The sequence below is a fragment of the Pseudomonas sp. BF-R-26 genome (genome assembly GCF_019947395.1).
GTDB classification, from domain to species: Bacteria; Pseudomonadota; Gammaproteobacteria; order Pseudomonadales; family Pseudomonadaceae; genus Aquipseudomonas; species Aquipseudomonas farris.
This window is the reverse complement of sequence record NZ_JAGYGK010000016.1, coordinates 1-22597: the sequence shown is the minus strand read 5'-3', so window position 1 is coordinate 22597 and position 22597 is coordinate 1. Positions and strand designations below refer to the sequence as shown.

The 22597-nt window shown below is 58.2% G+C and carries 26 protein-coding genes; 7 read left to right on the top strand and 19 right to left on the bottom strand.

The features are described from left to right. Positions 1–23 precede the first annotated feature (23 nt). Complete coding sequence (locus KGB18_RS22955) at positions 24–1490, bottom strand: c-type cytochrome (protein WP_223570509.1); 1467 nt, start codon at positions 1488–1490, stop codon at positions 24–26. A 341-nt stretch (positions 1491–1831) separates the two neighbouring features. On the opposite strand from KGB18_RS22955, the gene KGB18_RS22950 reads away from it, so the two are divergent. After that, positions 1832–2167: a hypothetical protein gene (locus tag KGB18_RS22950; RefSeq protein ID WP_201059800.1), complete on the top strand. Its 336-nt coding sequence runs from the start codon at positions 1832–1834 to the stop codon at positions 2165–2167. 377 nt (positions 2168–2544) lie between these two features. Beyond that, positions 2545–2952, top strand: a complete 408-nt coding sequence (locus KGB18_RS22945) for a type II toxin-antitoxin system HicB family antitoxin (RefSeq protein WP_223570508.1) — start codon at positions 2545–2547, stop codon at positions 2950–2952. A 56-nt stretch (positions 2953–3008) separates the two neighbouring features. Here KGB18_RS22945 and tam read toward each other — a convergent pair whose 3' ends face one another. Both tam and KGB18_RS22935 read right to left on the bottom strand, forming a co-directional pair. Continuing rightward, on the bottom strand, positions 3009–3779 hold the full coding sequence (gene tam / locus KGB18_RS22940; protein ID WP_123721975.1) for a trans-aconitate 2-methyltransferase: 771 nt from the start codon (positions 3777–3779) through the stop codon (positions 3009–3011). Between the two features lie 66 nt (positions 3780–3845). Continuing rightward, positions 3846–4175 carry a YXWGXW repeat-containing protein gene (locus KGB18_RS22935; RefSeq protein ID WP_123721976.1) on the bottom strand — a complete coding sequence of 110 codons (330 nt, stop codon included), beginning with the start codon at positions 4173–4175 and terminating at the stop codon, positions 3846–3848. A gap of 445 nt (positions 4176–4620) precedes the next feature. On the opposite strand from KGB18_RS22935, the gene KGB18_RS22930 reads away from it, so the two are divergent. Both KGB18_RS22930 and KGB18_RS22925 read left to right on the top strand, forming a co-directional pair. Next, positions 4621–5124, top strand: a complete 504-nt coding sequence (locus KGB18_RS22930; RefSeq protein WP_007903283.1) for an inclusion body family protein — start codon at positions 4621–4623, stop codon at positions 5122–5124. A gap of 124 nt (positions 5125–5248) precedes the next feature. Further along, positions 5249–5788, top strand: a complete 540-nt coding sequence (locus tag KGB18_RS22925; protein ID WP_201121234.1) for an AidA/PixA family protein — start codon at positions 5249–5251, stop codon at positions 5786–5788. 180 nt (positions 5789–5968) lie between these two features. Here the strand turns inward: KGB18_RS22925 and KGB18_RS22920 are convergent, their stop codons facing one another. Further along, positions 5969–6115 (bottom strand): hypothetical protein, encoded by a 147-nt coding sequence (locus KGB18_RS22920; protein ID WP_008074520.1) that lies wholly within the window; start codon positions 6113–6115, stop codon positions 5969–5971. Positions 6116–6313: 198 nt separating this feature from the next. Here KGB18_RS22920 and KGB18_RS22915 point away from each other — a divergent pair, with 198 nt between their 5' ends. Next, on the top strand, positions 6314–6715 hold the full coding sequence (locus KGB18_RS22915) for a low affinity iron permease family protein (protein ID WP_123721979.1): 402 nt from the start codon (positions 6314–6316) through the stop codon (positions 6713–6715). Between the two features lie 52 nt (positions 6716–6767). Here KGB18_RS22915 and KGB18_RS22910 read toward each other — a convergent pair whose 3' ends face one another. The 10 genes from KGB18_RS22910 to yiaY form a co-directional block, all read right to left on the bottom strand. Next, positions 6768–7259, bottom strand: coding sequence for a DUF4142 domain-containing protein (locus KGB18_RS22910; protein ID WP_123721980.1), 492 nt, complete (start codon positions 7257–7259; stop codon positions 6768–6770). A gap of 73 nt (positions 7260–7332) precedes the next feature. Continuing rightward, positions 7333–7488 carry a KGG domain-containing protein gene (locus KGB18_RS29925; protein WP_008014777.1) on the bottom strand — a complete coding sequence of 52 codons (156 nt, stop codon included), beginning with the start codon at positions 7486–7488 and terminating at the stop codon, positions 7333–7335. 116 nt (positions 7489–7604) lie between these two features. Beyond that, entirely contained in the window at positions 7605–8957 is a 1353-nt protein-coding gene (locus KGB18_RS22905) for a diguanylate cyclase domain-containing protein (RefSeq protein ID WP_123721996.1), read from the bottom strand. A 103-nt stretch (positions 8958–9060) separates the two neighbouring features. Next, a complete protein-coding gene (locus KGB18_RS22900) occupies positions 9061–9699 on the bottom strand; it encodes a LysE family translocator (protein WP_052964797.1) in 639 nt (212 codons plus the stop codon). A 64-nt stretch (positions 9700–9763) separates the two neighbouring features. Further along, complete coding sequence (fos, locus tag KGB18_RS22895; protein ID WP_123721981.1) at positions 9764–10180, bottom strand: fosfomycin resistance glutathione transferase; 417 nt, start codon at positions 10178–10180, stop codon at positions 9764–9766. A 201-nt stretch (positions 10181–10381) separates the two neighbouring features. After that, the gene (locus KGB18_RS22890) at positions 10382–11713 is read right to left on the bottom strand and encodes an MFS transporter (RefSeq protein WP_123721982.1); all 1332 of its coding nucleotides are present in this window, start codon (positions 11711–11713) and stop codon (positions 10382–10384) included. A 186-nt stretch (positions 11714–11899) separates the two neighbouring features. Beyond that, positions 11900–12826, bottom strand: a complete 927-nt coding sequence (locus KGB18_RS22885; protein ID WP_223570507.1) for a hydroxymethylglutaryl-CoA lyase — start codon at positions 12824–12826, stop codon at positions 11900–11902. Next, a complete protein-coding gene (locus KGB18_RS22880) occupies positions 12823–14016 on the bottom strand; it encodes a CaiB/BaiF CoA transferase family protein (RefSeq protein ID WP_123721984.1) in 1194 nt (397 codons plus the stop codon). Before KGB18_RS22880 ends, KGB18_RS22885 begins: the two co-directional genes overlap by 4 nt. A 234-nt stretch (positions 14017–14250) precedes the next feature. Next, complete coding sequence (locus tag KGB18_RS22875) at positions 14251–15159, bottom strand: LysR family transcriptional regulator (RefSeq protein ID WP_223570506.1); 909 nt, start codon at positions 15157–15159, stop codon at positions 14251–14253. Positions 15160–15229: 70 nt separating this feature from the next. Continuing rightward, complete coding sequence (gene yiaY / locus KGB18_RS22870; RefSeq protein WP_123721987.1) at positions 15230–16378, bottom strand: L-threonine dehydrogenase; 1149 nt, start codon at positions 16376–16378, stop codon at positions 15230–15232. Positions 16379–16534: 156 nt separating this feature from the next. Between yiaY and KGB18_RS22865 the strand changes: the two genes are divergently transcribed. Beyond that, positions 16535–17554, top strand: a complete 1020-nt coding sequence (locus KGB18_RS22865) for a DUF4917 family protein (protein WP_223570505.1) — start codon at positions 16535–16537, stop codon at positions 17552–17554. Between the two features lie 173 nt (positions 17555–17727). On the opposite strand, the gene KGB18_RS22860 is transcribed toward KGB18_RS22865, so the two are convergent. The 3 genes from KGB18_RS22860 to KGB18_RS22850 all read right to left on the bottom strand — a co-directional run bounded on the left by KGB18_RS22860 (position 17728) and on the right by KGB18_RS22850 (position 19174). Further along, the gene (locus KGB18_RS22860) at positions 17728–18072 is read right to left on the bottom strand and encodes a YegP family protein (RefSeq protein WP_008010829.1); all 345 of its coding nucleotides are present in this window, start codon (positions 18070–18072) and stop codon (positions 17728–17730) included. Positions 18073–18272: 200 nt separating this feature from the next. Continuing rightward, positions 18273–18578 (bottom strand): ribbon-helix-helix domain-containing protein, encoded by a 306-nt coding sequence (locus tag KGB18_RS22855; RefSeq protein WP_007903755.1) that lies wholly within the window; start codon positions 18576–18578, stop codon positions 18273–18275. A 14-nt stretch (positions 18579–18592) separates the two neighbouring features. Beyond that, positions 18593–19174 carry a DJ-1/PfpI family protein gene (locus tag KGB18_RS22850; protein WP_123721989.1) on the bottom strand — a complete coding sequence of 194 codons (582 nt, stop codon included), beginning with the start codon at positions 19172–19174 and terminating at the stop codon, positions 18593–18595. A 303-nt stretch (positions 19175–19477) separates the two neighbouring features. On the opposite strand from KGB18_RS22850, the gene KGB18_RS22845 reads away from it, so the two are divergent. Beyond that, positions 19478–20368: a DMT family transporter gene (locus KGB18_RS22845; RefSeq protein WP_201059810.1), complete on the top strand. Its 891-nt coding sequence runs from the start codon at positions 19478–19480 to the stop codon at positions 20366–20368. 151 nt (positions 20369–20519) lie between these two features. On the opposite strand, the gene KGB18_RS22840 is transcribed toward KGB18_RS22845, so the two are convergent. After that, positions 20520–21734 (bottom strand): class I SAM-dependent methyltransferase, encoded by a 1215-nt coding sequence (locus KGB18_RS22840; RefSeq protein ID WP_223570504.1) that lies wholly within the window; start codon positions 21732–21734, stop codon positions 20520–20522. 179 nt (positions 21735–21913) lie between these two features. Then, the gene (locus tag KGB18_RS22835) at positions 21914–22531 is read right to left on the bottom strand and encodes a TPM domain-containing protein (protein WP_123721991.1); all 618 of its coding nucleotides are present in this window, start codon (positions 22529–22531) and stop codon (positions 21914–21916) included. Positions 22532–22597: the final 66 nt, after the last annotated feature.

Genomic DNA, 22597 nt, shown 5'->3' with positions numbered 1-22597 from the left:
GTGCATTCCTGGCTGCTTTACGGCTACTTCCCTGGCTCCGCCTTGCTCGCATCAGCGTCGGCTTTCGCTTTGGATTTGATAAAAGCGATCAGTGCGTTCAACTCCTGATCACTCGGAGCAAAGGCCGGCATGACGGCTGCGTAGCCTTTGACGATTTTGGCGCCGGGATTAAGAATCGAATCCTTTATATAGCCCTCGTCGGCCTTGATACTCGTACCGTCGGCAAGGGTTACGGTCTCGCCATAGAGGCCCTGCCAGCTGGGGCCGACACCCTTGCTGCCATCGACACTGTGGCAGGCCAGACAACCGAGCGACTCGGCCACCCGCTGCCCCTGCGTCGCCAAGTCGTCACCTCTGTCCAACTTTTCGCTGGCAGAAGGTTCTTGCTCCGCGGCACCCAGTGATTTGATAAGGGCGACGACAGCACCCAGTTCATCTTCAGTGAGAGTATAGGCCACCATGACTGGCGGGTAGCCCTGTACCAGTCGGGCCTTCGGATCGAGGATCGACTCTTTCAGGTAGGCCTCATCGACCAGCGCACTGGTGCCATCGGCAAACTGTTCAGTGCGGCCGTACAGCCCCTTCCATCCCGGGCCGAGACTGGTACTGCCATCCTGGCTATGGCAGGCACCGCAGCCGTATTTTTCGACCAACAAGCGACCTTTTTCCAGCACGCTGTCCTGACTGGGTTTGGCAGCTGTCGCTAACGTCTGCGCAAAAGTCGGTTGGCTGCTCAGCCATTGATCGAAGGCGCCCTGCTCTTCCACGATCATATGGCCGCGCATGTTGTAATGACCTACACCACAATATTCAGCACAAAGGATTTCATATTTCCCGGTTTTAGTCGGCGTAAACCAAAAGTACGACACCATCCCCGGCACCATGTCCATCTTGCTGCGAATTTGCGGGATATAGAAATTGTGCAGTACATCTTTAGAACGCAGTAAAACTTTCACTGGCTGATCGAGCGGAAGGCGAACTTCATTGTTTTTTATAAGCACATCGTCCTGCCCAACAGGATCTTTGGGATCAAGGCCGAGGGGATTGGTGAAATCAACAAACTTAATATCCGACTTGCCCAGCTTCCCGTCCTGGCCGGCAAAACGAAAGGCCCACTGCCACTGCTGGGCGACCACTTCAAGTTCATAAGCATTTTTCGGCACCCGGATGAAGTCACTGTAAACCACCAGGCCTGGCGCCAACATCGCGGCAATACCTACCGAGGTCACGATAATCAACCATGTTTCCAGTTTTTTACTTTCTGGCTGATAGTGCGCCCTGGCACCCTCCTTGTGACGATAACGCATGACGGCTCCCGCCATAAATACCGTGATGGCGATGAAAAATATTCCGCTAATGATCAGGGTGATGAACAGGGTGGTGTCTATGGACCCCCAATTGGAAGCTGCCGGTGTCGCATGCCAAGGCGCTAGTATGTGGAACAACACTGATGCAATAACGATTAGTATCAAGATAATTGCTATTGCCATTTTCTGTTCATCCTATTCCTGTTGTTCACTGGTTATGCAACAGCATCGCCACTGACGTCCAAGCAGGGCAGACAAGTACCATCCATTCCGACGGTAAAGTCAGCACAAAGTATAGTGCAGGGACGGAACAAGCGCTTTTTCTGAAAAATCTGCTGGCCAGATATTCCAATTCGAACATTAAGTTAATCGTTTAAAGCTATTCGCTACATATAACTATGGATATCAGCATTACGTCTCTCGGGACTAAATGGGCAAGCAAGACCGGGTTGCCAGCTATACTCAATCCTGATGAGAAGAGACAAGAGCTACAGAGTCCAGCAGTCCACGACGGAGGCTTCGTCATGAGTAACCTGACGATCGAAGGCTGGTGCAAACCCAGCGGCGCCCAAAAGTCCACCCCGGTGGGTGAGATCAGCTTTGATGTCGATGGCCCCCTCCATCTGCGTCTGGAGCAAGCTGAAGAACGCCTACAGAAGACCCATGAGCCTGAAGCCATGGTTGATGTCGACATGAGCTCAATGGATTTGATCCTGCCAGAGGGATACGGCCCCTTGTCCGACTGCCAAATGCGCGTCTACTTGCAGCACACGCGAGGTCAGTTCCATTTGGTCGGGCATCGAGCGAGCGATGGAAGCTTGATCTATACCAATGCGGTTTTGATTGATCAGCTGATTTAGAAGCTACTACTCAATCTCAGTCAGTTAAGCGAGCAACCCCTTTTCGTAGGAGCCAGGCTTGCCGGCGAAAGCGCTCTTAAGGACGCCTTCGCCGGCAAGCCTGGCTCCTACATGTCCGATTCGCCCAACTCACTGACATTGATCCGAAGTGGCCGGTTTTTTATGCATGAAATTTGATCTCCCTCGCTCTCCAGCGCCTCGGCAAAACCCTGCAATACAGAAAGCCGGCCTTGCCCAAGTCATCGCCAAATACCCTCCTAGATTCATTTCATGTCGCTAACACATCGGTGCTCAGGATGCATTGGTGGTTATAGTGTTGATTAGTGAATTTCAGTAGGTATAGTAACCACAAGCAGCACCTTCGGAGGATGACGAACATGCTTTACCCGATTGCGATTTCAATGGGCGACGACGAACACGCCTGGGGTGTTGAAGTACCGGATATTCCGGGTTGTTTCTCCGCCGGGGAGGATCTGGATGACGCCATGGCCATGGCGCGCGAAGCCATCGAAGGCCATTTCGAAATATTGGCCGAATACGGATCACCGATTCCGCCCGCCAACAAAGTGACCCTGCATGCGGCCAATCCACAGTACGCAGGGTGTACGTGGGCCGTGGTGGACATCGATGTCACCAAGTACCTGGGCAAGGCCCAGAAACTCAACATCACCCTGCCCGGCTACCTGCTCAACCGCATCGATGAGTACGTACTGCATCATCCGGAAGAGAAGAGTCGCTCCGGGTTTCTGGCCTCGGCGGCACTCAAGGTTTTGCAGCAAGGCTAATGGTTCGAAGATTGGTAAACCAAAGGGACAAACAACCTTGTATGTCCCTCAGTACGTCAGCGCGTCGCCACCATGAACAACCGCGGAAACGGCAACAGCACTGAACCATCGCTCAGAGCCGGATAGGCCTGCTCGATCGCCGTCAGATACTGCTTGAGATACTGCACCCGCTCCGCTTCATTCAGCGGCTCAAGGAAAGGCCGTAAACCGCTGCCCTTGAACCACTCGACCACGCCCGATGCGCCGTCCGCGAGTGGATGGTAGTAAGTGGTGCGCCATACATCGACGCGGGTGCAATGGGCACGCAGCATCGAGTAGTAACCACCCGCATCCCCCATTTCCGTTCGCAGGCCAGCGGCTCTTGCCAGTTTGTCAGCCCAAGGGCCGTTCGCTGCGACCTCGCGCATCAACCTGTGCGACGGTTCGTTGAGGTTGTCGGGCATCTGAATCGCCAGGCTACCGCCGGGCACAAGCCTGGCCACCAATGACGGCAACAACCGGGCGTGATCGGGCAACCACTGCAACACCGCGTTGGCGAAAATCACGTCGAACGGGCCGCTCTCGTTCCAGGTATCAATGTCAGCAGTGTCGAAACGCAGGTGAGGCAAGCGCTTGCGAGCGGCCTCGATCATATCGGGTGAACTGTCCACTCCTCGCACCGCGGCATTGGGAAAGCGCTGCACCAGCAACTCGGTGGAATTTCCCGGGCCGCAACCGATGTCGATTGCCGATTGAACGTCCATTGTGGGGATGGCGGCCAGCAAGTCACGCGCCGGGCGCGTTCGCTCATCTTCAAAAGCTACATATTGTTTGGCGGACCAGCTCATATCGCTCTCCTGTCGGTGGTTGTAGCCAGAGGCAGACAACCGGTTCGCTACGATACATTGACTTCGTCAGTTAACCCACGCCCCCACCCGCCAATGCCAGCCATCGTTACGTTGCTCCCAGTGCGGATGCACATAACGATACCCCGGCCGTTCCGGGACCCAATGGCCATGAACCGCGACATAACGCCCACCTTCCCAACGCCAGTACCCTCTGGACCAGAGATAACCCGGTCGCCCCGCAGGCTCTACCTCAACAACGCGTTCCGGTGGCGGCTGCGGTGCGATGATTTCAACATATTCACGCTGCACCGGACGCCGGTCATGAACAACCCGTTCCTGCACACAACCCGCAGCGGTAACCACCACCGCCAGCAACACCATGTAACGTAACAACATGCCGCCTCCTCAGGCTTGAAAGCCAAATCGAGTGAACCAGCAAAAAAACAGCCCCCTTTTCCAACCATGCTCCTGCCTGGTTCATTACTCTTTTAACAGGCCTTGTCTGTCTATTGCCTGAACCCGGATCACTTGACGATTGAAAAACACAGGGGATCTGAATGAGCCTTTTCTTATCGCAAAATCATTGAAAGTCATAACCAAAAGAACCGTTCGTCGACCGAAAGGCAAAGCGATTTTGACAGTATAAAAATGGCATCTATAGTCCTTACGCGGCCTGTTGGAAGGAACCCAACCCGTCATTTCAAGGCAAGGAGCAAGGCCAGCTCGTACCCCGTGATCGAGTGGGTTCCCCAGTAGTGTGTTCGCAACGGCCGCAAGGCAAACAAACGTTGTCGTACCTGGTAGGTAGCCAGGTAATCACTATGTTCAAAGGAGCTTTACTATGTCTCGAGTCACGGATGTACTTGTTTCCATCGACACTGAAACCATTCTGAAAAACTACCCGAACATCAGCAAAAATCCTGCTGCGCCGACGATGATCGACGTCAATCATGTGTACATGGTGACCAATCAGAACAACGTGGTAAGTGGCCAGGCCGGTGGCGAGCTCAATCTGAAAGCCCAGGTAGGCGATCTGATTCGCTGGCGTGAAGCCAGCCTGTCGCTGGGCTTCGAGCAAGCAGTGATTTTCTACAAGTTCGTCGGTAACGCAGGCAACGAGTTGATCTCTACGCCCACGCCACGCAAGGCTACCGCCTCCTTTGCAGTCCCTAACACCAGCAATCCGTCGGTGCCCAGCTGCCAGAAGGTCGATAACCATTACTGGTCTTCGGAAACCCTTGCCTGCGGCAGCGTGACCTATCACTTCCAGTTTCTGATCGTGAATCGCGACTGCCAGATCATCGGCTGCTGCACATGGGATCCGTTCATTACCATCCGTAACTGATGCTGGGCCGGGCCCCTTGGCAACGAGGGGCCTACCGGGCTCGTTGCCGCCTCGGCTGGAACAGGATGTCTCGCTTGAACCGAAGCGGTTACCGTTTTGCGTCAACATCATGAAAGGATCCATGATGACTTCCGAACCGATTACCTCCCCTTCGGCGGGCGCCGTGATAGCCAGTAGCGTGCTTCTGATTGTCGATGCCGAATCGTTGCTTTCACGCTATCCGCAACCCAGTCTTGAATCGCAGAACCCGACTGTGATTGAAGATGGTTTCATCTTCCCCGTGAGTAGTAGCACGACGACACAAAGTGCTGAAAATGACAGCAAAATAACACTGACAGCCAGCAACGGAAAGATCTTCCATATTCGCGGCAGGACCGTCAGCCTGCTGGCCGAACATACGGTGGTATTTCACGACCTGACGGTGGACGATGCCGGGGTCCTTTCCCCGCCCAAACTGATCGTTCATAGCGACCAGACAGTCCCCGCCCCCGACCCCGCCAACCCGACCCAGCCTGGCAGCCACAGCGCCGATGATCATTATTGGGAGTGTTCGCAACTGAGCACGGGCGTGACAGCCTGCGAACTGAACTTCATGCTGATCAACCAGCGCTGTGAAGTGTTGGGGTACTTCAGCTGGAAGGCTGAGGTGACGCTGTCGGCGTGAATAGATAGATACAAAAAAACCAATGCCCGTTCAGGCGCGGAACCTGTGGGAGCGGGCTTGCTCGCGAATGCGGTGTGTCAGGCGACATCAATATTGACTATGCCGACGTCTTCGCGAGCAAGCCCGCTCCCACATGGATTCGCACTTTTCTTAGGGTGCAACGGTAACAGCGACTCACCGCTATTTACTGTCAGCCCCCTTCTCCTGCATCTGCACCGAAGACTTGGTGCCATCAGTATTGTCTTTGGTCTCGTTATCCGAGTTATCGAAGCAACCCTGCAACGCAAGCAGGCAGCAACAAAGGTAAAACGTGCGGGCGAGGTTCATGTTGTTCTCCAGTTTCAGGGGCTTGAAGTAGTGACCCCATGTCGGTGGAAATGGTTGCGACTTTCTCGGCCCCGAACGATGAGCACTGACAGAGGGGGTCAGCGCACCGGCTTTTCATCCCGCAGGCAATATTCAGCAGAATTTTCGTTATGCCCGTGCTGTCTGAAAATCAGGCGTATCCCTATAAGGAACACGGCAATGAAATTCGCAAAAATTGCACAGAAACTTTCCCTGTGGGCCGGCCTGCCCCGGACATTTCTGGGGGCGATCGTTCTGATTATCCTGTGGGGTTTGAGCGGGCCGATTTTCCATTTCAACGATACCTGGCAGCTGATCATCAACACCTCGACCACCATCATCACCTTCCTGATGGTGTTCCTGATCCAGAACACCCAGAACCGCGACACGGACATTTTGCACTTGAAGATCGATGAGTTATTGCGAGTAACGAAAGATGCGCAGAACGCGATGCTGGGGCTCGAATCGCTGGATCTCAAACAGTTGGAAGAATTGAGAAAGAAATATCGCCACCTCGGCGAGGGCGAAACGATTTCCCTGGACGGCACTGTCGTCCCGGAAACAAAGAAACAGGATGAATGAATGCTGATCCATGCCCCGCGGGTGACCGGCGACGTCACCCGCGCCATTGGTGCTAGCGACTGGCTTGCAGGGCCCTGGCCATTTGCAGATGGTTTTGCAGTTTGGGCAGGGTTTCTTCAGCGAACGCCTTGATTTGCGGCACGTCCGTGGTCTGCGCTTGTTGTTGAAGCTGCTCGATGGTCTCTTGGGTGGTTTTCACCTGACTGGCGGCATACGCCGCATCGTCCTTCACCTCCGGAATCAAGGCTTTGGCCTTATCCATCACCTCTTCGCGTGGTGCGACCGGCAAATCGAGTTGCTTGGCAATTTTCGCCAGATGCTGGTTGGCGGTGGTGAGGTCGTTGATCACCACGATGGTGTAATCCTTGACTTCTTTGGACTCAGTCTTCTGGTGCGCCAGGCGACTGGCTTCGATGTCGGCCATGCCTTTGGCCGATGCTTCGTTGATGAATTCAGCGGCTGACTGGGCAAAGGCACTGTTGGCAAACAGGCCCAGTAACGTGACAAAACTGGCATTGCGTAAACGGGTGGCCATCCGGCTCATGGTCGCGCCCTCCTTCTTTGAAAATTCCAACGGGGGCTTTCGCCCCCGTCTTTTAATAAAACCATCTTCACTATTACCGGGATTTCTGACCACCTTTGCGGCCCATGCCGCCTTTCGCGGAGTCTTTATCAACGGTCGTCGTGGTGGTTTTCCCACCTTTGCGACCGGCTTCAGACGCCTTCGTTCGATCATGGGCACTACCCGGACTCGGATTTTTTGAAGTAGGCATGGTTTTCATCCTCTTGATGATGAGAGCAGCGAGCAGCCGCCCGCATAGAATAAGAATTTCCATCGCCAAAAAGGTTTAGAAAAACTGGCAACGCTGCGACGAACGGTGACGGGCTTTCAGGCCCCGAGACGCAGATGATGCTGGCGCTTGGCGCTGTACATCGCCTCATCGGCATGCCTGAAAAGCTGGTTCTCTTCAGTGCCATGCTCGGGGTATCGCGCGACACCGATACTCGGCTGGATGTTCAGGCTATGCCCGTCCAGGCGCAGGGGCTGAACCAGTACCTGGCGGATTTTTCCCGCCACATTCTCGGCGTCTTCCGCGGCGTGGATGCTGTGCAACAACACGACAAATTCATCACCGCCGATACGCGCTACGGTGTCGGTTTCGCGCACGCAGCCCTTGAGCCGATTGGCGACCGCTTGCAGCAGCATGTCGCCGACCGCATGACCAAGGGTGTCGTTGACTTGCTTGAAGCGGTCGAGATCGACGTAGAGCAACGCCATTCGACCGGAGTCTTCCCGGGCCAGCGCCAGTGAGGCCTTGAGGCGTTCGCGCAGCAACTCGCGATTGGGTAACTGAGTCAGTTGGTCGTACTGGGCCATGCGCTGGAGCCGGGCATGCAATTGCTTGCGCTCGATAGCGGTCGCGACCTGAGCGCAAACATACTGCAGCAGTTCCTTGTCTTGCTCGGTGTAACGCTCGCCGCCCGGTACGCTTTTAACGATCAAGGCGCCAATGGTGCCGTTGTTCTGCGAACTCAATGGCACGCCCAGCCAGCAGGGCGAATCCTGGCCCGCGACCAGCGCCGCAAAACCGGCCGGCGGATCGTCCTGATCCGGGGTCAACAGAATCGGCAAGCCGCTGCGAATTACTTCACTGCAAAGACGCCCGGTCACAGTCCCGGGCTCCTCGGGTTGCGGTTCACGGTCGTCGACGTGATAGGGAAAATTCAGCTGCGCGCAGTGTTCGTCATACAGCGCCACGGAGAAATTCAACGCCGGGAGCCATTCGCCGATGATCGAATGGACGCGTTTGAACAGCGCCAGCAGATCTTCCGCCGCGTGGGCCGCCTCGGAGATTGCGTACAGCGCCGCTTGCCGGGACTCGGCCTGTTTGCGCTCGGTGATGTCGCGCGCCACGGCAATGCGCAGCTGATCGACCTCCGACCAGCGCGCCGACCAGAGAATGTGCACCACCCGGCCGTCCTTGCGCAGGTAACGGTTTTCAAAGTTAAGCTTTGGCTCGCCCCCCATGATCTCCCGTGCGGCGTCGATGGTGCGCTGTCGGTCGGCGGGATGCACCAAGTCGATCATCGGCTGGCCGATCAGCTCGTCGGGGGTGTAACCGAAAATGCGCTCGCAGGCCGCGCTGACAAATACGAAGCGGCCTTGTTTGTCCACCGCACAGACGGCGTCCAGCAAGAGGTCAATGTAGCTGGCCAGTGGTGCGGAATTTCTGGTTTCCATGATGCCGAGAGCGTGTCCGGACAATGCAACATTGAACAACCCTCCCTGACCGGTCATACGCCCGAGCGATGACTGTGCAGCTGACGCTTCCTTGCGATCAGCCTCAAGCCTTGTTCGTCACCAGCCCCGGCAGTGCATGCACCAGGGCATTAATGGCAAAACCGATGAACATTACCCCGCACAACCGCGTGATCGCCAGTTCATGGCGCTGATACAACGTGCGCACCTGACGCGCACCGACGATGCCTATGAGGATAGCGTAGGCCATAAGGCCACCAATGAAGCTGAGGACGATCAACCACGGCAGCATCGACCAATGCAGCAATTCTGCACGGCTGGACAGCAGCGCAGTAAAGGTCGCCACCGCCACCGGGTATGCCTTGGGGTTGGTCAGACCGAACATGATGCCGTGCCAGAACGGCTGCCGCGCCGGGCCTTGAGGAGCTTCAGCACTGCCACGGCGAGCCCGAACCGCGCGCAGCCCCAGCCAGAACAAGTAGAGCCCACTGAATACGCCCAGCACATCGAACGCGGTGCTGCCGATTTCCCGCGCACCGACAATCGCGATCAGCGCGGTGCTGCACCAGACCACGTCGCCCAGCAAATGCCCGCACAGAAACCCCGCTCCGGCCCGCCGCCCGCGCGCCGCGCCGATGCCAAACACCGCCAGCACACCCGGCCCCGGCGTGATGCCATAAATGAAGCCCGAGGCGAGAACGGCCATTAGCAGCGATGGAGTCATGGGAATTCCTGTTGAAACGCCGGATGAATGGACGCAAGTCTATCTCAGGACCCCGAGCATCGACTCACTGATCGTCGAAGAACTTCATCCCCGCATACGGCCGTTGCCGACATGACGCCAGCCGCGACGCCAGATCCCCGACATGCGCCTCAAGCTTGTGCCCGTCCGGGTCGAGAAAATAGAACGACGCACCTTCGCTGCGGTTGTCTCGCCATTCCGGCACCTTGGCGGATCGCAGGTGTTCGACGAACAACGGAAAGTCCGTAGCGCCGATACTGAAGGCGTAATGGGTATAGTCAGCGGCGGGCGCGGACTTGCGCAGCGGATCGAGAGAAAGGCACAGCCATAGACCGGGTAATGAGAGATAGGCACCGGTGTCCCACGTGGCTTCAAGCTGAAGTTGCAGCAGATCGCGATAGAACGCCACGCTGCGGTTCAGGTCGGTGACGGCGAGGGTCAGGTGGTTGAGGCCGGTTAGCATGGGTTTAGTAACCTTGAGGCTGGGTCCGACCGGAGCGTACAACTTAAATGTCCTTGAGCGTATAGCCGCCGGGGGTTTGTTGCTGTGAGTCAGTCTTCGCGAGCAAGCCCGCTCCCACATTTAACCGTGTCCAACTTTGGAATTCGGTCAAGTGTGGGAGCGGGCTTGCTCGCGAAAGCGATTTTCCTGACGCCGTAAATTTCAGAACTTATCAAGCGTGCGCAACTTCTGCGGCAACCCCCACAGCAACAACGCAGCAGCAATCAGCGCAGCAACTCCGATAACGTACAGGGCCGGGGTAGTACTGCCGGTCAGGTCCTTGATCCGCCCGACCATGACCGGGCTGACGATCCCACCGAACTGGCCAAGGGTGTTGATCACCGCGATCCCGCCGGCGGCACCTGCGCCGGCACCAGCCAGCAGTTTTGGCGGCAGGGTCCAGAAGCTGGGGATGGAGGCGATGATCCCGGCACCGAGCAAGCCCAGGGCGACAATCAGGAAAGTCGTATGGTTAGCGAAGATCCCTGCGCTGAAGAACCCCACCGCGCCCACCGCCACCAGACCTGCGACAAACTTGCGCCGCTCGCCGGTGGCATCGGACAACCGCCCGATCACCACCATGCTGATGGCGCCGCAGACATAAGGAATGGCGGTCAGCAAACCGATCATCACCGGGCTCTCGGTGCCCGCACTGCGGATCAGTTGCGGTGCCCAGAAATTCAAGCCGTAGGACGCCACCTGAATCAGAAAGTAAATCAGCCCCAGCATCAGGAAACCTGGAATTCGCAAGGCTGCCAGCAAGGAACCGCCGCTCTTGTGGGGTTCGTGGTGAGCGATACGGCTGGCGAGCAGTGTCTTTTCCGACGACGTCAGCCAATGGGCGTCTTCGATGCGGTCCTTGAGCAAGGTCAGCACCAACAAACCGAGGCCGATGCAAGGCACGCCACCGAGCAGAAACAGCCAATGCCAGCCGCGCATATCAAGGAAGCCATCAAGGTGTTGCAGCACCAGCCCGGAGAACGGTGCGCCAACCAGCCCGGCAAACGCCGACGCGAGGAACAGCATCGAGGTGATGCGCCCGCGATAGTGTTGCGGGAACCACAGTGTCAGGTAATACAGCACGCCGGGGGCGAAACCCGCTTCCATCGCGCCGATCACAAAGCGCAGAGCGTAGAACTGCCATTCGCTGTTGACGAAGACCATAGCTGCCGTGGCGACACCCCAGGACATCATGATCCGGGCAATCCAGCGCCGCGCACCGACCTTGTAGAGCATCATGTTGCTCGGCACTTCGAAGATCACGTAACCGACCACAAACAGCCCGGCGCCGAGGCCGTAAGCGGTGTCGCTCAGGCTCAGGTCGGTCTGCAACTGGAACTTGGCGAAGCTGATGTTGATGCGGTCGAAAAACGCGAACAGGTAGCAGACCATGATCAGCGGCATCAGTCGCCAGGCGACTTTGCGGACCAGGGCTTTTTCGGCGTCGTGGCTAACGGACGGGCTCGCGCCCGCCTCCAGTACATTGAGGCTCATAGTGTTTCTCCAGATGGACTTCACGAGGGAGTCCCGATTGTTTTTGTTGTCTGGTTTAAGTGATCTGTGTAGATGCTTTTCTGTGGGAGCGGGCTTGCCCGCGATTGCGGTGCACCAGTCGACATCTCTGTTGAATGTGACTCAGTCATCGCGGGCAAGCCCGCTCCCACAGGGTGTTCGGTGGGTTCAGGTAGGTGTCGGGTGCAGGTCGCAATTGCGCCCGGCCTTGGCGAGTTGCCCGGGCACTTCGTGGCCCAACAATGCGGGTAACCCTCGGGACAACTTCAGCACCAACGGCAGATCGATGCCGGTGTGAATACCGATTTCATCGCACAGGTTGACCAGATCTTCAGTGCAGATATTGCCCGAAGCACCCGGCGCAAACGGGCAACCGCCAAGGCCGCCGAGGGCCGCATCGAAACGACGGGCACCGGCCTCGTAGGCGGCCAGGACGTTGCACAAACCGAGGCCGCGAGTGTTGTGAAAATGCAGGGTCAGATCTGCCGACGAAACCCGCTGCAAGACTTTGCGCACCAGCCGATCGACCTGACGCGGATTGGCCATGCCGGTGGTGTCGGCCAAGGTAATGCCCTGAATCCCGAGCTCCTGATAAGCGTCGACGATTTGCAGCACTCGGTCCTCATCGATCCTGCCCTCGAACGGGCAGCCGAAGGTCGTGGCGATGCTGCCGTTGAGCCGCACCTGGGTGCCGCGAACGAATTCGACGATCTCGCCAAACGCCGCCAATGACGCCTCGCAGCGCATCCGCATATTCGCCAGGTTGTGAGTCTGGCTGGCGGACATCACCAGATTCAGCTCATCAGCCCCCGCGTCCAGCGCTCGTTGTGCGCCTTTGAGGTTGGGGATCAATGCGACATAGATCACGCCTGGCCGTCGGGCGATGCCCTTGAACACTTGCTCGCCATCACGCAGCGCTGGAATGGCCTTGGGCGAAACGAACGAGCCTGCTTCGATACGGCTGAACCCCGCCAGCGACAACTGATCGATCAGCGCAATCTTGTCGACGGTTTCGACCCAGGTCGGCTCGATCTGTAAGCCATCACGAGGGGAGACTTCCTGAACAATCAAGGTCTCGGAATAATCAGTGATCATTGCACCACCCCTTCAGCTTTCAGCCGTTCGATGTCCTGGTCATTCAGGCCCAGTCCCGCGAGGATGCCGTCGGTGTGCTGACCCAGACTCGGTCCCGACCAGTTCACGCCGCCGGGGGTCTCGGACATTTTCGGTACGATGCCCGGCATCTTCACCGTGGCGCCGCCGGGCAGTTCGGCGCTGAGCAGCATGCCCCGCGCCTGGTAGTGAGGATCGGCGACGATATCAGCCACCGAATAGATGCGCCCGGCCGGGACTTCGGCAGCTTCCAACGCCGACAGCACTTCGTCGATAGGCAGGCTGCTGGTCCAGTGAGTGATGGCGGCGTCGAGCACATTACTTTTGGCGGCGCGGCCATCGTTATGCGCAAACTCCGGCGCTTCGGCCAGATCGACCCGGCCGATCACCGCCATCAGGCGCTTATAGATCGGGTCACTGTTGCCGGCGATCACCACGTAGGCGCCGTCGGCAGTCAGGTAAGTATTGGATGGCGCGATGCCCGGCAACGCCCCGCCGCTGCGCTCACGAACATGACCCAGCATGTCGTATTCCGGCACCAGACTTTCCATCACGTTGAACACGCTTTCGGCCAAAGACACATCGACCACCTGCCCGCCGCCCTGCCCTGTCTTGACTCGCAGCAGCGACATCAATGCGCCGATCACCGCATGCAGCGAAGCCAGCGAATCGCCGAGACTCACACCCACTCGGGCGGGCGGTGAACCGGGGGTGCCGGTGGTGTAGCGAATCCCGCCCATGGCCTCGCCGATCGCACCGAAACCCGGACGATCACGGTACGGGCCGGTCTGGCCATAACCGGAAATACGCACCAGCGTCAGGTTGGGATTGAGGGCATGCAACACGTCCCAGCCCAGGCCGAGTTTCTCCAGGGCGCCGGGGCGCAGGTTTTCGATCAGCACATCAGCGTCGGTCGCCAGTTGCTTGACCAGCTCGATGCCTTCGGGGGATTTCAGATTCAGCGCCAGCGACTTCTTGTTTCGCGATTGCAGGTACCACCACAGCGAAGTGCCCTCGTGCAGCTTGCGCCATTTGCGCAAAGGGTCTCCCTGGCCCATGGCTTCGATCTTGATCACTTCGGCGCCGAACTCGGCGAGCATGCGTGCCGCGAACGGCGCGGCGATCAGTGTGCCAATCTCGATTACTTTGATTGCACTCAAGGGGGCAGTCATCGCGGGGTACCTCTTGTTCTTGGAATATGAGCCAAGGCTAGAGGACCGAGGGGCAAGGAATCCAACCTTCAGTTGGCAACGACCGTTCGCGAAACGCGAATGCTCGGCGAGTTCACCACGATCTCAGGTCAGCCATCGCGGGCAAGCCCGCTCCCACAGGGATTTGTGAACGCCGCAGATCAATGTGGGAGCGGGCTTGCCCGCGATGAGGCCAGCCTATCCAATAGAGAACTGTCAGGCCTGACCGCGCAACTGCTCAAACAACATCCGGCTCACCGGCGACAGCCTCGCTTCATCGCGCACCACCAGAATCAACGCACGATCCGACCAGTCATCCGTCAGCGGCACCGCGTGTAAACCCAACGCCCGGCCAAACAGTTCGTAAGCCTTTTGCGGCAGGATGCCGATGCCCATGTTGGCCTGGACCATCCGGCACATGGCATCGAAACCCGGCACATGAATCCGCAGCCTCAGCACCTTGCCGGCCTTGCGCGCAGCCGCATGGGTGCGCATGTTGATGGAACTGGCGGCGTGCAAGCCAACGTAATCGCTGTCCAGCGTGTCGGCAAAAGCCAGGGTCGAACGACTCGCCAATGGATGATCGGACGGCATCAACACCATCAGTTTGTCCCGGCGATAAAAAACACTGTGCAGGCCTTTGACGTCACTGTCGCTGGAACAAATCCCGAGGTCTGCCACGCCATCGAGCACACCCTGAATCACCCCACTGCTGGGGCGTTCTTCGAGGTCGGTCTTGACCTGAGGATGGCGCTCGGAAAAATCTCGAAGGTCTTCGGGCAGGAACTGAATGATTGCCGACAGGTTGGCGAGCATCCGCACATAACCCCGTACACCGTGGCTATGCTCGCCCAGTTCGAGGCCCATTTTCTCGACGTTGAACAGCATCTGCCGGGCGTGGTGCAACAGGGTTTCACCGGCCGGCGTCAAGGTCATGCCCTTGGCCTGGCGCACGAACAGGCTGATGCCCAGAGCCACCTCCAACTCCATCAAGCGCTTGCTGGCCGCCGACACCGCGATCGCTTCGCGAGCAGCGGCACGGGTCAAGGTGCCCTCTTCATGGACGGCCACAAACAGTTGGAGAGTGATCAGGTCGAGGCGGCGGATCAGGCTTTTTTGCAGCATCAGGCACTCGGCAATGTCGGCTCGGACGAGATCGCAGCATAGCGTTCTTTGCGTCCGAACCGTGCCCTGGTTAAAACGCGCTGCGGAAAATCTCCTCGATCTGCCGCTGATCCGCCTTCCGTGGATTGGTCAGTCCACAGGCGTCTTTCATGGCATTGCCGGCAAGCACCGGAATGTCGTTGAGCCGGGCACCGAGCTCGCGTAAACCGGCGGGAATTTCCACATCCTTGGCCAGGTTGCGAATGGCCGCGATGGCTGCCTGAGCGCCCTCTTCCGGGCTGAACCCGCGAACGTCGGCGCCCATCGCGCGGGCAACATCGGTCAGGCGGTCGGCGCAGACCAGCGCGTTGAAGCTTTGCACATGAGGCAGCAACACCGCATTGCACACGCCATGGGGCAAGTCGTAGAACCCGCCCAACTGGTGGGCCATTGCGTGGACATATCCCAAGGACGCATTGTTGAACGCCATACCTGCGAGGAACTGCGCGTAAGCCATGTTTTCCCGCGCGATCATGTCACTGCCGTCGCGTACGGCCAGACGCAGGTTATTGCTGATCAAGGTGATGGCTTTCAGCGCACAGGCATCGGTAATCGGGTTGGCGGCCGTGGAGACGTAGGCTTCGATGGCGTGGGTCAGTGCGTCCATGCCAGTGGCGGCAGTCAGGCCCTTGGGCATGGCGACCATCAACGCCGGATCGTTGACTGACAGCAGCGGCGTGACGTTGCGATCGACGATGGCCATTTTCACGTGACGGGATTCGTCGGTGATGATGCAAAAACGGGTCATCTCGCTGGCAGTACCGGCGGTGGTGTTGATCGCGATCAACGGCATTTGCGGTTTGGCCGACTGATCGACACCTTCGTAGTCACGAATCGTCCCACCGTTTGTGGCGCACAACGCGATGCCCTTGGCGCAGTCGTGAGGCGAACCGCCGCCCAGCGACACCACGAAATCACAGCGACTTTCCTTGAGCAGGCCCAAGCCAAGTTCGACGTTGGCGATGCTCGGATTCGGCTTCGCGCCGTCGAAGATCACCGAGTCGATGTCCTGGATCGCCAGTTTCTCGGCAATCATCTTCGCCACGCCAGCCTTGGCCAGCCCGGTGTCGGTGACGATCAGCGCCTTGCGAAATCCATACTTGCGAATGGCGTCCATGGCTTCGTCGAGGCAACCAGTGCCCATGATGTTCACAGCGGGGATGAAAAACGTACTGCTCATGCGCGAGTCTCCTGGCTGAAGCCGAATAAACAGCACCGATCCGGCGGGTGCGCACAGGATCGGCCCATTAGTCGTGCGGTAACTTGATCTGGCTCAAGACCGGGTCGTGATAAAGTCGCCGTCCATCAGACCTTTTGCTTTGAGACAACGAACGCAATGACCGATTTCCAGGATGTCGATGCCCAACTTGAAGACTGGAACGCCTTGCGCACCACCGCCTCTTTCGGCGGCCTGCTGGTGGGTAACGGTGCCAGTCGTGCGGTATGGGACGACTTCGGCTATGACTCGCTGTTCGAAAACGCCCGCACGGTTGAAGAAAAGCCTCTGAGCCAATCCGAATTGAGTGTGTTCGACGCGATGCAGACGCGTAGTTTCGAGCAGGTTCTCAGCGCGCTGAAAACCACCAGCCGGGTCAACAAGGCGTTGGCCGTCAGCTCTGCCGCGCCGCGCAATCGCTATTACGCGATCAAGGAAGCGCTGATCAACACCGTGCATGCGGTGCACATCCCTTGGCGGTTGGTGGTGCCCTCGACGCTGGCGACGATCAATCAGGAACTGGGCAGCTATCGAACGGTGTTCACCACCAATTACGACTTGCTCAATTACTGGGCGATCCAGCACCGGCCTGACGTTATTACCGATCTGTTCCAGGGCACCGAGCCGCGTTTTGATTTGAGCCTCACCGCGACAGACAAAACCCGGCTGCTGTACCTGCACGGCGGCCTGCATCTGGTGCGCAATCAGGACGGCACGGCGCGTAAATTGATGTCGACCGAGGGGACGTTGCTGGGCAGTTTCGCCATCAACAATACGATCAAGACCCTCGACGATGTACCGCTGTTCGTCACCGAAGGTCCGACCCAGGACAAGCTCAAAACCATTCGCAGCTCGGATTACCTGTCGTTCTGCTACGACCAGTTACTGGGCCATGGCGACGGGTTGTGCATCTTCGGGCATGCCCTTGGCGAGCAGGACAGTCACATCATTCATGCATTGCGCCAGGCAAAGCCGAAGACAGCGGCGATCTCGATTTACCCGCGCAGTAAAGCGTTCATCCAGCATCAGAAGCGGCATTACACGAAGGTGTTTGAGGGGACGGGAGTGGAGCTGCGGTTTTTTGATTCGAAGACGCATGCGCTCGGTAGTCCCAAGCTGACCGTACCGGTCGAGGTTTAGCTGCGCCTAGGCCGGCCCTTTCGCGGGCAAGCCCGCTCCCACAGGGATTGAATGCCGCCGAACCAATGTGGGGGCGAGCCTGCTCGCGATAGCGGTCTGACATTCAACATTTTTGTTGACTGTTATGGCCTCATCGCGAGCAGGCTCGCTCCCACATTAGGTATCCGGTGTGTTTAGAGCACCGGCAAGGTTTTGTCCTTGATCACCGTGGTCGGGCCGTTGGCTTTAACGCTGGCGATGCCTTTATCCCTCGCGGCATCCGATGAGTAGGATTCGCTGCTGCCGATGATCTGATGGTTGGCAGCCTTGAGGTTGAAGTAGGGATGACCGTCCTTGGTGGTTTTTTTCTCGTAGCGTTCGTCCAGCGGACTGTTGGCCTGAACCGAGGCGATACCGCTATCGGCCGCGCCGCGCGTGGTGTACAGCTCACTGGTCAGAATGGTTTCGGCGTTGGCCGCTTTCAATACAAACTTGAACTGACCGTTGCTGGTTTTGCTCACTTCGTACCATCCAGACATGCTTTTTCTCCTTGGCGATTGAGAGGTTTCGCGCTTCAGAGTAAAGACCAAGTCAGGATTTCTGTCGCCTGTACCAGCCCCTTCGCGGGCAAGCCTCGCTCCTACAGGTTTTGGGCCGGACGCAAAAATTCGCGGTCAACCGAATCCTGTGGGAGCGAGGCTTGCCCGCGAAGGCGTCCTCAAAACCGACACAAACCGCCCTACTTCACCGCAGCCCGCACCACCGACAACTCAGGTGTCTGCACCCGTCTCTGGCTCAGGTAGCGCATGCAGCTGACCCGCAAGAACGAGGCGAAATTCACCACTTCGCCGCGGTAGTCCATCACCTCTTCATACAGCTTGGCGATCAACTGATTGGTGGTCATGCCATCGACCTCGGCGATTTCGCTGAGGATGTCCCAGAACTGATTCTCCAGCCGCAGGGTGGTGACCACCCCGCAGATGCGCAGCGAGCGGGAGCGCGACTCGTAGAGAATCGGATCGGCCTTGACGTAGAGCTCGCACATGGACAGGTCCCTCGTTACAGCGTGATTTTGGTGCCCAGCAACCCAAGGAAACCGGCCAGCCAGCTCGGATGTGCCGGCCAAGCCGGTGCAGTGGCCAGATTGCCTTGAACATGACCTTCCGTCACCGGGATATCGATGAACGTGCCGCCAGCCAGGCGCACTTCCGGAGCACATGCCGGGTAGGCGCTGCACTCGCGGCCTTCAAGAATGCCTGCCGCGGCCAACAGTTGCGCACCGTGACACACGGCGGCGATCGGTTTGCCGGCCTTGTCGAACGCTCGCACCAGGTCCAGGACTTTTTCGTTCAGGCGCAGGTACTCCGGCGCACGACCGCCCGGCACCAGCAGCGCGTCGTAATCCGCCGCGTCTACCTTGGCGAAATCGAAGTTCAGGGCAAACAGGTGACCGGGTTTTTCGCTGTAGGTCTGGTCGCCTTCGAAGTCATGGATTGCTGTGCGCACGGTCTGGCCGGCGGCTTTGTCCGGGCAAACGGCATGCACCGTGTGGCCGACCATCAGCAGTGCCTGGAATGGCACCATCACTTCATAGTCTTCGACGTAATCGCCGACCAGCATCAGAATTTTTTTAGCAGCCATGGGGAGGACTCCTCTGGAAAATGCGTGGGCATGCAGGAGTATTCAAGGTAGTCCTTATCTGGCGGGGCGGGTAATAACCGGTTACTACCTGATGGACCGCGTTATCGTTCATCGCGGGCAAGCCACGCTCCCACAGGTTTTGCATCGGCCGCAAGAACGGCACAAGACCTGTGGGAGCGGGCTTGCCCGCGAAAGCGTCCGCAAACTGTACGCCTATCTTTGCGCCTAGCTGTAACAGCGGCATACCCAGCGTTTGTGGCTAGATGAAGACTCTTCCCGCCACCCTCGATTCTGGTTGCCATCATGTCCTCGCGCGAAAACACCGGCATGGCCCTCGGCCTGCTCGGCGTCGTTATCTTCAGCCTGACCCTGCCCTTCACACGGATCGTCGTGCAGGAACTTCATCCGCTGCTCAACGGCCTCGGCCGTGCGCTGTTCGCGGCGATTCCGGCGGCGCTGCTGTTGCTGTGGCACCGGGAAAAATGGCCCACCTGGAAGCAGGTCAAAGGCCTGACGCTGGTGATCGCCGGGGTCATCCTTGGTTTCCCGGTGTTGTCGGCCTGGGCCATGCAGACGTTGCCCGCTTCCCATGGTGCACTGGTCAACGGCTTGCAACCGCTGTGTGTGGCGCTGTATGCCGCGTGGCTGTCCCATGAGCGTCCGTCGAAAGCCTTCTGGGCCTGCGCCGCGTTGGGCAGTGCGTTGGTGCTCGGTTATGCGCTGATCAGCGGCGCGGGCAGCATTCAGGCCGGTGATTTGCTGATGCTCGGCGCGATTGCCGTGGGTGGGCTGGGTTATGCCGAAGGCGGCCGGTTGGCCAAGGAGATGGGCGGCTGGCAGGTGATCTGCTGGGCGCTGGTGTTGTCGACGCCGCTGCTGATCGGACCGGTGCTGTACCTGGCGCTGCAACATCAAGGCGAGATTTCAGCCAAAACCTGGTGGGCGTTTGGTTACGTCTCGCTGTTTTCGCAATTCATCGGGTTCTTTGCCTGGTACGCCGGGCTGGCCATGGGCGGCATTGCCCGGGTCAGCCAGATTCAGTTACTGCAGATCTTTTTCACGATCGCATTTTCGGCGTTGTTCTTCGGTGAGCATGTCGAGCCGATTACCTGGCTGTTCGCAGCCGGGGTGATCGTGACGGTGATGTTGGGCCGCAAGACGGCGGTGCAACCCGCGCGTGTTGCCACGGCATAAGGCAAGATCAAAAGATCGCAGCCTTCGGCAGCTCCTACAGGGACAGCATTAACAGTGGATTTCGGATCGATGCGATCGGTGTAGGAGCTGGCGAAGCCTGCGATCTTTTGGCGGTTCCGGAAATGCAAAAGATCGCAGTCTGCGGCTGCGCCTACAGGTAACCGTCAGCCCGCAGCAATGTTTCCAGGCAATGTTCGCTGATGTGATAGAAATCCTTCAGTTCCTGAATCTTCACCAACAGCTGAGCCGGGTCCACCGGTTCGGCGCGTTTGACCGCCAGGATCATCTTGTTCTTGTTGGTGTGGTCCAGTGAGATGAACTCAAAGACCTTGGTCTCGTAACCACAGGCTTCCAGAAACAACGCACGCAAACTGTCGGTAACCATTTCCGCCTGCTGACCTAAGTGCAGACCGTATTGCAACATCGGCTTGAGCAGCGCCGGGCTCTGGATCTGCAGGCGGATCTGCTTGTGGCAGCACGGTGAGCACATGATGATCGAAGCGCCGGAACGAATGCCGGTGTGAATCGCGTAGTCGGTGGCGATGTCGCAGGCATGCAACGCGATCATCACGTCCAGTTCGCTCGGCGCGACGCTGCGCACGTCACCGCATTTGAACACCAGCCCCGGGTGCTCCAGCTTCGCAGCCGCGGTGTTGCACAGGCTGACCATGTCTTCGCGCAGCTCGACGCCGGTCACCTCGCCCTCGGCCTTCAAAGTGTTGCGCAGGTAGTCGTGGATCGCGAACGTCAGGTAGCCCTTGCCCGAGCCGAAATCCGCCACTCGCACGGGTTTGTCCAGCGCCAGCGGCGACGAGGTCAGTGCATGGCTGAAGACTTCGATGAACTTGTTGATCTGCTTCCACTTGCGCGACATCGCCGGGATCAGCTCATGCTGCGCGTTGGTCACGCCAAGGTCTTTGAGAAACGGCCGGCTCAGGTCGAGAAAACGGCTTTTCTCGCGGTTATGCTCGGCGGACGGCACTTCGCGCAATTGCTGAGGTTTGCTCTTGAACAGCGAAGATTTGCCTTTTTTGCTGTATTCGAGCTGGGCTTCGTCGGTCAACGACAGTAAATGCGCATTTTTGAACGAGGCCGGCAACAGCGCAGCAATGGTCGCCACGCCTTCGGCAAGCGGCAGGTTCTTGGTGATGTCGCGGGTCTTGTAGCGATAGACGAAGGACAGGCATGGCTGATCCTTGACCGTCAGTTGCTTGATGATCAGTCGCTGCAAGTCCGCTTCGCCACCGACGTACTTGGCCAGCACCAGTTTGATGAAGGCGTTCTGATCGAGGCTGGTTTGCAGCAGGTCGATGAACTGGGCATGGTGATCCGGCGCGAGGCTGGCGGGAGTGGCGGTGACAGACATGGGAAAAAACGGCCTCGGGCGGTGCGGATCGGGGAATGGTGGGTATTTTAGGGGGGATGGCCGTTCGGGACACGCAGTTATTTGCCGAACGGTGCAGAATCAAAAGATCGCAGCCTTCGGCAGCTCCTACAGGGAACCGCGATCGGCGTAGGAGCTGCCGAAGGCTGCGATCTTTTGATTTAGCTCAACACCACCAACCGATTCGGCAACTCATTGCGCACATGGGTCACCGGTACATGCACCTTGAGCAACTCGCCGCATGCCTCGATGCACGTCACAAAGCCCTGCAACGTCTGCCCCTGTTTCACCTGCTGCGTAAACGCCGCCACAATCGCGTCCCAGTTCTTGTTGTCCAGCCGTTTGGAAATGCCTTCATCCACCAGAATCTCCACATAGCGCTCGGCCTCGGAGACGAAAATCAGCATGCCGGTGCTGCCCACGGTATGGTGCAGGTTTTGCTCCAGGAACTGCCGACGCGCCAGGTTCGACGCCCGCCAGTGACGAACCGTGCGCGGGATCAGGCGCGTGGTGACTTTGGGGATCCGGAACACCAGGCACAGCACAATGAAACTGAACCATTGCACCAGCAGCAGGCTGTGCATGGTCATCCAGCCCGTCAGGTAATGCACGATACCCGGCACCACCAGCGCCAGCAGACTGGCCCAGAGCAGCGGGATGTACGCGTAATCGTCGGCGCGGGCCGCAAGTACCGTCACCAGTTCGGCGTCGGTATCGCGCTCGACCCGGGCAATCGCCTCGGCGACTTTGCGTTGTTCGTGTTCAGTCAGTAATGCCATGTTTATGAATGCCTGCTCGCTATTGTTGTTTTTACCTGCAGTGTGATCACCAGCCGCCCGACGAAC